The 13,388-nt window shown below is 70.2% G+C and carries 8 protein-coding genes; 7 read left to right on the forward strand and 1 reads right to left on the reverse strand.

Going from position 1 to position 13,388, the window contains the following annotated elements:
- Positions 1 to 29 precede the first annotated feature (29 nt).
- The 6 genes from AC3IYI_RS29800 (at position 30) to AC3IYI_RS29825 (ending at position 10,829) form a co-directional block, all read left to right on the forward strand.
- Positions 30 to 4,322 (forward strand): galactose-binding domain-containing protein, encoded by a 4,293-nt coding sequence (locus tag AC3IYI_RS29800; protein WP_489406573.1) that lies wholly within the window; start codon positions 30 to 32, stop codon positions 4,320 to 4,322.
- Between the two features lie 190 nt (positions 4,323 to 4,512).
- Entirely contained in the window at positions 4,513 to 5,532 is a 1,020-nt protein-coding gene (locus AC3IYI_RS29805; RefSeq protein WP_489406574.1) for a LacI family DNA-binding transcriptional regulator, read from the forward strand.
- 235 nt (positions 5,533 to 5,767) lie between these two features.
- Positions 5,768 to 7,168, forward strand: a complete 1,401-nt coding sequence (locus tag AC3IYI_RS29810; protein ID WP_489406575.1) for an ABC transporter substrate-binding protein — start codon at positions 5,768 to 5,770, stop codon at positions 7,166 to 7,168.
- A gap of 121 nt (positions 7,169 to 7,289) precedes the next feature.
- Complete coding sequence (locus AC3IYI_RS29815; RefSeq protein WP_489406576.1) at positions 7,290 to 8,198, forward strand: carbohydrate ABC transporter permease; 909 nt, start codon at positions 7,290 to 7,292, stop codon at positions 8,196 to 8,198.
- A 14-nt stretch (positions 8,199 to 8,212) separates the two neighbouring features.
- On the forward strand, positions 8,213 to 9,088 hold the full coding sequence (locus AC3IYI_RS29820; RefSeq protein ID WP_489406577.1) for a carbohydrate ABC transporter permease: 876 nt from the start codon (positions 8,213 to 8,215) through the stop codon (positions 9,086 to 9,088).
- A gap of 133 nt (positions 9,089 to 9,221) precedes the next feature.
- Entirely contained in the window at positions 9,222 to 10,829 is a 1,608-nt protein-coding gene (locus AC3IYI_RS29825) for a glycoside hydrolase family 13 protein (protein WP_489406578.1), read from the forward strand.
- A gap of 54 nt (positions 10,830 to 10,883) precedes the next feature.
- On the opposite strand, the gene AC3IYI_RS29830 is transcribed toward AC3IYI_RS29825, so the two are convergent.
- Positions 10,884 to 12,137 (reverse strand): citrate synthase, encoded by a 1,254-nt coding sequence (locus AC3IYI_RS29830; protein WP_489406579.1) that lies wholly within the window; start codon positions 12,135 to 12,137, stop codon positions 10,884 to 10,886.
- 70 nt (positions 12,138 to 12,207) lie between these two features.
- On the opposite strand from AC3IYI_RS29830, the gene AC3IYI_RS29835 reads away from it, so the two are divergent.
- Positions 12,208 to 13,380 carry a citrate synthase gene (locus AC3IYI_RS29835; RefSeq protein ID WP_489406580.1) on the forward strand — a complete coding sequence of 391 codons (1,173 nt, stop codon included), beginning with the start codon at positions 12,208 to 12,210 and terminating at the stop codon, positions 13,378 to 13,380.
- The last annotated feature ends 8 nt before the right edge of the window (positions 13,381 to 13,388 follow it).

Here is a 13,388-nt window from a genome sequence, read left to right on the forward strand (position 1 = left end):
AGAAAGTTCATGTCGAGGGACGAGGACATATGAGAAGGCACAACTGGAGATGGCGGACCCTGGCCGCCTTGATCAGCACGGCCCTTCTGATGCTGGGCTGGCCCGCTCTCACCGCCGTGGCCGCCGGCGGACCGAGCGTCTCGGCGGGCAGGCCCGCCACGGCGAGCAGCACCAACGGCGGCTACACCGCCGGCAACGTCACCGACGGCAACCCGTCCTCGTACTGGGAGAGCGCCGGCAGCACCTTCCCGCAATGGGTGCAGACCGACCTCGGAGCCACCACCCGCGTCGACCAGGTGGTGCTCAAGCTCCCCGCCTCCTGGGAGAGCCGCAACCAGACCCTGTCCGTCCAGGGCAGCGCCGACGGCACCAGCTTCAGCACCCTGGTGAGCTCGGCGACGTACACCTTCGGCCAGGGCGCCGGAAACGTGGTCACCGTCGGCTTCCCCGCCACCCAGGCCCGGTACGTGCGGATCGACATCACCGCCAACACCGGCTGGCAGGCCGCCCAGCTCTCCGAGCTGGAGGTCCGCGCCCCGGGTGACTCCGGGACCAACCTGGCCCTCGGCAGGACGTTCACTGCGAGCAGCAACACCCAGGTCTACGTGCCGGGCAACGCCGGCGACGGCAACGCCGCCAGCTACTGGGAGAGCGTGAACAACGCCATGCCCCAGTGGCTCCAGGCGGACCTGGGCTCCTCCGTCCGCGTGGACCGCGTGGTCCTCAAGCTGCCCGAGAGCTGGGGCGCCCGCACCCAGACCCTCAAGATCCAGGGCAGCGCCAACGGCACCGACCACACCGACCTGACGGCGTCCAAGACCTACGAGTTCAGCGCCGCCGGCGCCAACGCGGTGACCGTCACCTTCGACGCCACCACCACCCGGTACGTGAGGGTGTGGATATCGGCCAACTCCGTGCAGCCCGGCGGGCAGCTCTCCGAGCTGGAGGTCTACGGCCCGACGACCGGCGACACCCAGGCCCCGACCGCCCCGACGGCGCTCGCCTACACCGAGCCCGCGACCGGCCAGATCAAGCTGACCTGGAACGCCGCCACCGACAACACGGGCGTCACCGGTTACGACGTCTACGCCAACAATCAGCTGCGCACCAGCGTCGCGGGCGACGTCACCACCTACACCGACACCCAGCCCGCCTCCGCGAGCGTGACCTACTCCGTCCGGGCCAAGGACGCGGCCGGCAACCAGTCGGCGAACAGCAACAGCGTCACCCGCGCCGGCGACACCGGCGACACCCAGGCCCCGACCGCCCCGGGGGCCCTGGGCTACACCGAGCCGGCCGCCGGCCAGATCAAGCTGGCCTGGCAGGCCTCCACCGACAACGTCGGCGTCAGCGGATACGAGGTCTTCGCCAACAACGTGCTGCTCACCACCGTCGCGGGCAGCGCCACCGCCTACACCGACACGCAGCCGGCCACCGCCACCGTGAGCTACTTCGTCCGGGCCAAGGACGCGGCGGGCAACCGCTCCGGCGACAGCAACTCAGTGACCCGCAACGGCAGCGGAGGCACGGGCGGCTCCAACCTGGCCGTCGGCAAGCCCATCGAGGGCTCCTCCGTGATCCACACCTTCGTCGCGGAGAACGCCAACGACAACAGCACCGCCACCTACTGGGAGGGCGCCGGCGGCGCCTACCCGAGCACCCTGACCGTCAAGCTCGGCTCAAACGCCGACGTCGACCGCCTGATCCTGGGGCTCAACCCGGACAGCAGCTGGGGCGCCCGCACCCAGAACATCCAGGTCCTCGGACGCGAGCAGAGCGCCTCGGGCGTCACCGGCCTGGTGGCCGCCAAGGACTACGTCTTCAACCCGGCCTCCGGCTCCAACACCGTCACCATCCCGGTGAACGCCCGGGTCGCGGACGTGCAGCTGCGCTTCACCTCCAACACCGGTTCCTCCAACGGCCAGATCGCCGAGTTCCAGGTCATCGGCGTCGCGGCGCCCAACCCGGACCTCCAGGTCACCGCCGTGAGCGCCAGCCCGGCCGCCCCGGTCGAGTCGGACTCCGTCACCCTGTCCGCCACCGTCAAGAACAGCGGCCCGGCCCCGGCGCCGGCGACCTCCGTCTCCTTCCAGCTCGGCGGCTCGAAGATCGCCTCCGCCAACGTGCCCGCCCTGGCCTCCGGCGCCACGGCCACCGTCACGGCCGGCATCGGTCCGCGGGACGCGGGCAGCTACCCGCTGAGCGCGATCGTCGACGAGGCGAACACGGTCATCGAGCAGAACGACACCAACAACAGCCTCACCGGATCCCCGCTGGTGGTCCGCCCCGTCGACAGTTCGGACCTGGTGGCCTCGTCCGTCGGCTGGTCGCCGAGCGCTCCGTCCGCCGGCCAGTCCGTGGACTTCTCCGTCACGGTCAAGAACCAGGGCACCGTGGCCGCCGCCGCGGGCACCCACAACGTCACCCTCACCCTGCAGGACGCGGGCGGCGCCACCGTCCGTACCCTGACGGGATCCTTCAGCGGAGCCCTCGCGGCCGGTGCCTCATCGGCCCCGATCGCCCTCGGCAACTGGACCGCGGCCAACGGCAAGTACACCGTCAAGGTGATCCTCGCCGACGACGCCGACGAACTGCCGGTCAAGCGCGCCAACAACACCTCCACCAAGCCCTTCTTCGTCGGCCGCGGGGCGAACATGCCCTTCGATACCTACGAGGCGGAGGACGGCGTGGTCGGCGGCGGCGCGGGCGTCGTCGGGCCCAACCGGACCGTCGGCGACATCGCCGGCGAGGCCTCGGGCCGCAAGGCCGTGAACCTGGACGCGACGGGCGAGTACGTCGAGTTCACCACCCGCGCCCCGACCAACACCCTGGTCACCCGCTTCTCCATCCCGGACGCCCCGGGCGGTGGCGGCATCGACTCCACCATCAACGTCTACGTCAACGGCGTCCTCAAGAAGGCCCTGCCGCTGACCTCGAAGTACGCCTGGCTCTACGGGGCCGAGGCCGGGCCGGGCAACGCGCCGAGCGCCGGAGCCCCGCGGCACATCTACGACGAGGCCAACATCCTCCTCGGCGAGACCGTCCCGCCGGGCAGCAAGATCCGCCTCCAGAAGGACGCGGCGAACACCGCCACCTACGCGATCGACTTCGTGAGCCTGGAACAGGCCGCGGTGATCCCCAACCCCGACCCGGCGGCCTACACGGTGCCCGCCGGTTTCACCCACCAGGACGTGCAGAACGCCCTGGACAAGGTCCGCATGGACACCACGGGCAAGCTCGTGGGCGTCTACCTGCCACCGGGCGACTACGACACGGCGAGCAAGTTCCAGGTGTACGGGAAGGCCGTGCAGGTCGTGGGCGCCGGACCGTGGTTCACCCGCTTCCACGCCCCGTCCTCGCAGGACAACACCGACAACGGCTGGCGCGCGGAGGGCACCGCGAAGGGCTCGTCCTTCACCGGCTTCGCCTACTTCGGCAACTACACCTCGCGCATCGACGGTCCGGGCAAGGTCTTCGACTTCTCCAACGTGACCGACATGACCATCGACAACATCTGGAACGAACACCAGGTGTGCCTCTACTGGGGCGCCAACACCGACCGGATCACGATCAAGAACTCGCGGATCCGCGACACCTTCGCCGACGGCATCAACATGACCAACGGCAGCACGGACAACCTCGTGACCAACATCGAGGCGCGTTCCACGGGTGACGACAGTTTCGCTCTGTTCTCCGCCATCGACGCGGGCGGCGCGGACATGAAGAACAACGTCTACGAGAACCTGAGCGCGATCCTCACCTGGCGCGCGGCCGGTGTCGCCGTCTACGGCGGCTTCAACAACACCTTCCGCAACATCTACATCGCCGACATCCTCGTCTACTCGGGCATCACCATCAGCTCGCTGGACTTCGGGTATCCGATGAACGGATTCGGGACCGACCCGACGCTCTTCGAGAACATCTCGATCGTCCGGGCCGGAGGCCATTTCTGGGGGGCGCAGACCTTCCCCGGAATCTGGATCTTCTCGGCGTCCAAGGTGTTCCAGGGAATCCGCATCAACAACGTGGACATCGTCGATCCGACCTACAGCGGAATCATGTTCCAGACGCAGTACGTGGGCGGCCAGCCGGTCAATCCCATCAAGGACACCGTTCTGAAGGACATCACCATCACGGGGGCGAAGAAGAGCGGTGACGCCTTCGACACCAAGTCCGGCTTCGGTCTCTGGGCGAACGAGATGCCCGAGGCGGGACAAGGGCCGGCCGTGGGTGAAGTCACCATCCAGAACCTGAGGATGAGCGACAACGCCGTGGACGTACGGAACACGACCTCGACGTTCAAGATCAACCAGCTGCCCTAGCGGGCGGCCCGGTCCCGGGGAACGGGGGCGGCGGGGCATCCCTTCGGGGTGTCCCGCCGCTCGCCGACCCGGGGCCGCCAGGGCCGCCGGGGCCGGTGGGGCGCGGGGGTTCCGCGCCGGTTTCCGATGGGCCAAACTGGCCGTAATCGAACTGCAAGGAACTTGCATTGTTTGCGCTACTCTTGCGCTCATGACGCGACGACTTGCTCAAGTGGCGAAGAAGGTGGGGGTCAGCGAGGCAACGGTCAGCCGGGTGCTCAACGGCAAGCCGGGCGTCTCGGAGACAACCCGCCAGTCCGTGCTCACCGCCCTGGACGTCCTCGGCTACGAGCGCCCCACCCAGCTGCGCGGCGAACGCGCCCGGCTGGTCGGCCTGGTCCTGCCGGAACTCCAGAACCCGATCTTCCCGGCCTTCGCCGAGGTGATCGGCGGCGCGCTGGCCCAGCAGGGGCTGACCCCGGTGCTCTGCACGCAGACCACCGGTGGGGTCTCCGAGGCCGACTACGTCGAGCTCCTGCTCCAGCAGCAGGTGTCCGGCGTCGTCTTCGCCGGCGGGCTCTTCGCGCAGGCCGACGCCCCGCACGACCACTACCGGCTGCTCCGCGACCGCAAGGTCCCGGTGGTGCTCATCAACGCCTCGATAGAGGACCTCGGCTTCCCGTGCGTCTCCTGCGACGACGCCGTCGCGGTCGAACAGGCCTGGCGCCACTTGGCCTCCCTCGGCCACGAGCGCATCGGCCTGGTGCTGGGCCCGCCCGACCACATCCCCTCCCTGCGCAAGCTGGTGGCCGCCCAGGCGGTCGCCGCGGCGGCCGGTACCGAGCTGCCCGCCGCACACGTTGAGCGGGCACTGTTCTCCCTGGAGGGTGGCCACGCGGCCACGTCGAGGCTGCTGGACCGCGGGGTGACCGGCATCATCTGCGCGAGCGACCCCCTGGCCCTGGGGGCGATCCGGGCGGCCCGCCGGCGCGGGCTGAACGTGCCCCGCGAGGTCTCCGTCGTCGGGTACGACGACTCGGCCTTCATGAACTGCACCGAACCCCCGCTGACCACCGTCCGGCAGCCCATCGAGGCCATGGGCCGGGCTGCCGTGGAGCTGCTCACCGCGCAGATCCAGGGGGCCGCCGTACAGCCCGGCGAGCTGCTCTTCGAGCCCGAGCTCGTCGTGCGGGGCTCCACCGCGCAGGTGCCGCGCCCCCGTCCGGCGTAGCGCCCCCGCCGGGCTCCACCGAGTTCGGCCCCCGGCAACAGGGCCCCGAAACGTCCCGCTGACGTTTCGGGGCCCTGTTTTGCGTTCCCCATCCGAGCTGTCCGGCGCCATGTTGCCAATCTCTTGCGAAATCTGCGCGAGATATTGCGTTCATCTGTAGGTGGTGGTTGAGTGTGCCGCGCTCGCCTCCATCCACGCCCCACGCCTCCTGCTCGATGCTCGAAGGGGACCACCGATGAGAACCAACATCCGCCGCACCACCGCGACCGCCCTCGTCTCGGCGCTCGCCGTCACCGCCCTCGCGGCCTGCGGCACGAGCAGCAGCGGGGACGACACCAAGAACCAGCCGTCCGGCGGTTCCACGGACGCCTCCGCGCCGCTCGACCCGAAGACCAAGGTCACCCTCTCCATCGACTGCATGCCGCCGGCGGCGAAGGCCGCCGAGCTCAAGCAGTGGAAGGAGGACGTGGCGGAGTTCAAGAAGACCTACCCGAACGTCACGATCGACGGCCGCTCCACCCCCGGCCAGTGCCTGGAGCCCCCTCGGTTCACGGCGATGCTCAAGGCCAAGTCCCAGCCGGACGTCTTCTACGCCTACTTCACCGACCTCAAGCAGGTCCTGGACAACGACGGCGCCGAGGACATCTCGGCGTACGTCACGGCCAAGACGGTTCCGGGCATCGACGACATCGACAAGAACGTCGTCAACACCCTGAAGCAGGACGGCAAGCTCTACGGGCTGCCCACCAGCAACTACACGATGGGCCTGCTGATCAACCGCAAGCTCTTCCAGCAGGCGGGCCTCAACCCCGACCAGCCCCCGCGCACCTGGGACGAGGTCCGCGCGGCCGCCAAGAAGATCGCGGCGCTCGGCAACGGCACCGCCGGCTACGGCGAGTACAGCGTCGAGAACACCGGCGGCTGGCACTTCACGGCCGCCATGTACGGCATGGGCGGCGACGTCGTCGGAGCCGACGGCAAGGCAGCCTTCAACAACCCGACCGGCAAGCAGCTCGTGGACAACCTCCACGCCATGCGCTGGGAGGACGACAGCATGGGCAAGACCCAGCTGCTCAAGTGGGGTGACCTGCAGAAGCAGATGGCCTCGGACAAGCTCGGCATGTTCCTCGCCGCGCCCGACGACATCACCTACATGGTCCAGCAGCTCTCCGGCACGTACGAGAACTTCGGCATGGGCCCCATCCCCGGCGGCGCCGCGACACTGGCCGGCGGCAACGGATACATGATCAAGAAGGGCAGCTCGCCGGACAAGGTCAAGGCCGCGATCGCCTGGCTGAACTTCAAGACGCTCTCCGTCGGCAAGGGGCAGTTCCAGTACGACCGTTCCAAGGCCGACGGCCTGCCGGTCGGGCTTCCGCAGCCCGCCTTCTTCACCGGCGCCAGCAAGGCCAAGGACGACGAGCTCAAGGCCGCCGGCGCCACCATGCCGGTCGCCAACTTCAAGTCCTTCCTGGACAACCCGGTGGCCGGCAAGGCCGAGCCGGCGAAGGCCCAGGAGGTCTACAAGGTCCTCGACAAGGTGATGTCGGGGGTCCTGACCAACAAGGACGCCGACTCGGCGCAGCTCCTCGCGGAAGCCGAGAAGGCCGTCAACCAGGTGCTGGCCAACCAGTAGCGGCCCCGGGGCGCGTCTTGGCCGGGGGAGGTCCGGGCGGCCTCCCCGGCCCGGACCCGCCCGCAGGCCCCGTACCCCGCACACCGATGGCGACGACCCACCCACCAAGGAGCGAGCGGCGATGTCGGCCCCCACCCTGTCCGGTACCTCCCGCGAGGAATTCACCCGGGCGTTCAAGCGGAACCTCTCGGCCCACGGCTTTCTGATCGGCGCCGTCCTCTGCTTCTCCTTCTTCTCCTGGTATCCGATGGTCCGGGAGTTCCTGCTGGCCTTCCAGAAGACCGAGGGCGGAGCCGTCCACTGGGTCGGCTGGGACAATTTCCGCTACGTCTTCAACGACCCCGCGTTCTGGCAGGCCTGGCGCAACACCCTGCTCTTCAGCGGGCTCGCGCTGGTCCTCGGCTTCGCCGTCCCGTTCGTGGTCTCGATCGTGCTCAACGAATTCCGGCACGCTCAGGGTTACTTGCGCCTGCTGGTCTACCTGCCGGTGATGATGCCGCCGGTGGCCTCGATCCTGCTCTTCAAGTACTTCTACGACCCCGGTTACGGGGTCTTCAACAGGATTCTGGAATTCCTGCACCTGCCGGCGCAAGACTGGCTGCAATCCACCGATACCGCGATGCTCTCCGTGGTCATCGCTTCCACCTGGATGAACATGGGCGGCGCGACCCTGATCTACCTGGCAGCCCTCCAGAGCGTCCCCGGGGAGCTCTACGAGGCGGCGGAGCTCGACGGAGCCGGGCTGCTGCGCAAGATCTGGCACGTCACGATCCCGCAGACGAAGCTCATCCTCTCGCTGATGCTGCTCATGCAGATCATCGCGACGATGCAGGTGTTCGTAGAACCGTTCATGCTCACGGGCGGCGCCGGCCCCGAAGGGTCGACCACCACCGTCGTCGTCCTCATCTACCAGTACGCCTTCAGTTTCAACCAGTACGGCGGCGCCGCGGCCCTGGGCCTGTGCCTGCTCGTCCTGCTCGCCGGGTTCTCCGCCGTGTACGTCCGGCTGAGCCGCGACAACGAGAACTGACGGGAGCACCTCACATGTCAGAGCGCACGCTCATATCGCCGGCCCAACTCGGCCGCACCCGGGGCAAGATCGCCTACTGGACCGTCCTGGCCGTGGTCGTGATCGGCTTCACGGTCGTCTTCCTCGGGCCCCTCTACTGGATGGTTGTCAACGGCCTCAAAAGCACCGCGGAGTTCACCCAGGTCCCGCCGACCGTGGTGCCGGACTCCCTGCACGCCGAGAACTATTCGGCGGCCTGGAAGGTCATGGACCTCGCCAAACTGCTGTTCAACACCCTCTACTACGCCTTCGGCGCCCTGGCCTTCCAGCTCGTCCTGGACGTGGCCGCCGCCTACTCGCTGTCCAAGCTCCGCCCGGTCTTCGGCAAGGCCGTCCTCGGCATGATGCTCGCGACCCTGATGATCCCGGCCACCGTCCTCGTCGTCCCGCAGTACCTCACGGTCCTGGACATGCCGCTCATCGAGCGGAACCTGCTCAACACACCCTGGGTGATCTGGCTGCCCTCGGTCACGAACGCCTTCAACATCTTCCTTCTGAAACGATTCTTCGACTCCATCCCCGGCGAGATCCTCGACGCCGCCGCCATCGACGGAGCCTCCTCCCTGCGCACCCTGCGGTCCGTGGTCCTGCCGATGTCCCGGCCCGTCCTCGGCGTCGTGTCGATCTTCGCCATCGTCGGGGTCTGGAAAGACTTCCTCTGGCCCATGCTCACCCTCCCCGACCCGGCCCTGCAGACGCTCAACGTCGGCATCTACTCGCTCGCCAGGGGAGTGCCCGAGAACCATCTCGTCGCCGCGCTCGCGATGGCCTCGGCGCCCACGCTCATCATCTTCCTGATCTTCCAGCGCAACATCATGAGCGGCCTGACGGCAGGCTCCCTCAAGGGGTGAGCGCCACCCCGCACCGCCGCCTTGCCCGGCCGCCTCCCGTGAAAAGACCGCAGTGAAAAGACCGCCGCAGTGAAAAGACCGCCGCAGTGAAAAGACCGCCGCAGTGAAAAGACCGCAGTGAAAGGACCCCTCCGTGGCTGACTTTCCCCTGCCCGAAAACGCCGCAGACTGGTGGCGCTCGGCCGCCATCTACCAGGTGTACGTACGGAGCTTCGCCGACGGCGACGGGGACGGCACCGGTGACCTGGTGGGCGTCCGGGCCCGCCTCCCCTACCTCGCCGAACTGGGCGTCGACGCCCTGTGGTTCACCCCCTGGTACCTCTCCCCGCTCGCCGACGGCGGCTACGACGTCGCCGACTACCGCGCCATCGACCCCGCCTTCGGCACCCTCGCCGAAGCCGAGAAGCTCATCGCCGAGGCCCGCGAGCTGGGCATCCGCACCATTGTCGACATCGTCCCGAACCACGTGTCCGACCAGCACGCATGGTTCAAGGCCGCCCTCGCCGCCGGCCCCGGCAGCCCCGAGCGGGAGCTCTTCCACTTCCGGCCCGGCCGCGGCGAGAACGGCGAACTACCGCCGGGCGACTGGCCCTCGCAGTTCAACGGAGCGGCCACCTGGACGCAGGTACCGGACGGGGAGTGGTACCTGCACCTCTTCACCCCCGAGCAGCCCGACCTCAACTGGGACCACCCCGCCGTCCGCCGGGAACACGAGGAAGTCCTGCGCTTCTGGTTCGAGCGCGGGGTGTCCGGCGTACGGATCGACTCCGCGGCCCTGCTGGCCAAGGACCCGGCCCTGCCCGACCTGGCCGGCCGCTCGCCCGAGCCGTGGCCCGGCGAGGTCCACCCGTACATCGACCGCGACGACCTGCACACCGTCTACCGCTCGTGGCGGGCCATCGCCGACGAATACGGAGCCATCTTCGTCGGCGAGGTCTGGCTGCCGGACTCCGAGCGCTTCGCCCGCTACCTGCGCCCCGACGAACTGCACACCGCCTTCAACTTCTCCTTCCTCAGCTGCCCGTGGGACGCCGGCCGGCTGCGCACCTCCATCGAGGAGACCCTCGCCGAGCACGCCCCCGTCGGAGCCCCGGCCACCTGGGTGCTGTGCAACCACGACGTGACCCGTACGGTCACCCGCTACGGGCGCGCCGACACCGGTTTCGACTTCGCCGCCAAGGCCTTCGGAACCCCCGCCGACCTGGTGCTGGGCACCCGGCGGGCCCGCGCCGCCGCGCTGCTGACCCTCGCCCTGCCCGGCGCCGTCTACGTGTACCAGGGTGAGGAACTGGGGCTTCCGGAGGCCGACATCCCGCTCGGCCGGATCCAGGACCCCATGCACTTCCGGTCCGGTGGCACCGACCCCGGACGGGACGGGTGCAGGGTCCCGCTCCCGTGGACCGCCGAGCCCTGGAACGAGCCCTGGCTGCCCCAGCCGGCGAGCTGGCCGCAGTACGCCGCGGACCGGCAGGACGGGGACCCGGCCTCGATGCTCACCCTCTACCGGACGGCCCTCGGGCTGCGCCGCGCCGCGGCCGGCTTCGGCGGCGGATCGCTGGACTGGCTGCCCGCGCCGGCCGGGGTGCTCGCCTTCAGCCGCCCCGACGGCCTGGTCTGCGTGGCCAACCTGTCCCCGGAGCCCGTCCCGCTGCCGGCCCACACGAGCCTCCTGCTGAGCAGTTCCGCCCTGGATGCGGACGGGCTGCTCGGGCAGGACACGGCGGTCTGGCTGCGGACCTGACGCCGCAGCCGGACCGCCCCAACCAACCAACCAACCAACCGGCCACCCCGCCCGTTACGGCAACGGCTGTGGCGGGCGGGGGCCGTGGTACTGCCCGCTCGGTCGCATCCGCAGTGGGCGCTCCTCGTACTCCTCCAGGGCGTGCGCGATCCACCCGGCCGTACGGGCCACCGCGAAGACGGTCTCCCCGGCTTCCGGGGCCATCGCGCAGGAGACCGTCAGCACCGCCAGCGCCAGGTCCACGTTGGGGTACAGGCCGCCGCCGTGCCGGGCCATCACCCCGGCCACCTCGCGCGCCGCACCCAGCGCCGGACCGGCCTGCGCCAGCGGCTCCAGCCGCGCGAACAGCGCCGTCGCCCGCGGATCCTCGGCCGCGTACAGCCGGTGCCCGAGCCCGGGTACCCGGCGCCCGGCCCGCAGGTATTCCGCCACCACCGGGGCCGCGCCGCCCCGCTCCAGCACCTCTACGAGCATCCGGTGCGCGAGCCGGCCGGCCGCGCCGTGCAGGGGGCCTTCGAGCGCGCCGAGCCCGGCCGAGACCACCGCGTACGGATGCGCGCGCGCCGACGCGGCCACCCGTACGGCCAGGGTCGAGGCGGCCAGATCGTGGTCGGTCAGCAGGGCCAGGGCCAGGTCCAGCACGGCCAGCGCGTCCGGATCGGGGTCCAGGGCGGAGAGCCGGGGCCACAGCTGCCGGGAGAGGCGGCCGTCCCCGCCCCACTGCGCCGGGCCCACCTCGGGCAGGGCGCCGACCAGGGTGGGGATCAGGGAGCGCGCGGAGCCCAGTACGGACGGCCCGGACAGGTCGAAGCGCAGCGGGTCCGCGACCGCCGCGGCGGCGACGGCCACCCGCAGCCGGTCGATCGGACCGCTGTGCTCGGGCAGCGCGGCGACCGCCCGCCGGGCCGCGGCGAGGGATTCCGGGGGAGCGGTGAAACGGGCCCCGCGCACCAGGGTCCCCGTCCAGAGCCACTCGGCGACCTCCTCGTAGCGGTACCGCGAGGCCAGCTCCACGGCGTCCACGCCGCGGAAGTAGTAGCGGTCGGCCTCGATGAGCGTGAGCGCGGTGCGTACGGAGAGCTCCCCGGCGGAGGCGGCGGCACCGGAGGGCCCCGCCGCCTCGCGCCGGCTGCGCCGGGCCAGGGCCTCCACTTCGCGGGCGTCGAAACTGCTGCCGCGTCCGACCGGATCGCGGCGGCTCGTGAGCTGGCCGCGGCTGACGTACGCGTACACGGTCGCGGGCTTCACCCCCAGCAGCCGGGCCGCCTCCTGGGTGCCGATCCTTCGCTCACCGGACTCGTCGTTCATGACGCACACCCTACATATATTGATCCGATCAAGGTTGACAGTGATTGAGTCCATCATGGATGGTCGATCCATGAACACCACCGTCGCACCCGCAGCCGCACCCGCCGAAAGCCCCCGCGGACTCGCGGGAGTCGTGGTCACCGAGACCCAGCTCGGTGACGTCCGAGGCCGTGAGGGCTTCTACCACTACCGCCAGTACTCCGCCGTCGAGCTCGCCGGGACCCGCACCTTCGAAGACGTGTGGCACCTGATGTTCCGCGGGGCCCTGCCCGCCGACGCCGCCGAACGGGCCGCCTTCACGGCCGAGACCGCCCCGCTGCGCAGGCTCCCCGCCGAAGTCCGGGACGCCCTGCCCGCCCTGGCCCGCGCCACCGCCCTCTCCGGCCCGCTCGCCGGACTGCGCACGGCGCTCTCGCTGCTCGGCGCCTCCGCCGGCTTCCGCCCGGTCTACGACCTGACCCCCGAAAGCCGGGCCGCCGACGCACTGGCCGCCTGCGCCGCCGTACCGACCCTGCTCACCGCCCTGTACCGGCTCGGCCAGGGCCTGGAACCGGTGGAGCCGCGGGACGACCTCCCGTACGCCGCCAACTACCTCTACATGCTGACCGGAGTCGAACCCGAGCCGGTCAGGGCCCGCGCGGTCGAGCGGTACCTGATCTCCACGATCGACCACGGCTTCAACGCCTCCACCTTCACCGCTCGCGTGATCGCCTCCACCGGCGCCGACGTCGCGGCCTGCCTCACGGGGGCGATCGGCGCGCTCTCCGGCCCGCTGCACGGCGGCGCCCCCAGCCGGGCCCTGGACACCCTGGACGCCATCGGCACGGCGGACCGGATCGACCCCTGGATCCGCGAGCGGGTCCTCGCGGGCGACCGGATCATGGGCTTCGGACACCCCGTCTACCGCACCGAGGACCCGCGCTCGCGGATGCTGCGCGGGATCGCCCTGCAGTTCGGCGGCCCGCTCGTGGACTTCGCCGTGGAGGTCGAGCGGCACGTCGAGGAGATCCTCGCCGAGCTCAAGCCCGGCCGGGAGCTGCACACCAACGTGGAGTTCTACGCGGGCGTGGTCATGGAGCTGTGCGGGCTGCCGCGCGAGATGTTCACGCCGACCTTCTGCGCGGCCCGGGTGGTCGGCTGGAGCGCGAACGTCCTGGAGCAGGCCGCCGACTCGAAGATCATCCGACCGGCCGCCCGCTACACCGGTCCGACCCCGCCTCAGCCGGTCCCCGCCCTCGGCTGACGCTGGCT

The sequence above is a fragment of the Streptomyces sp. GL_148 genome, assembly GCF_057834205.1.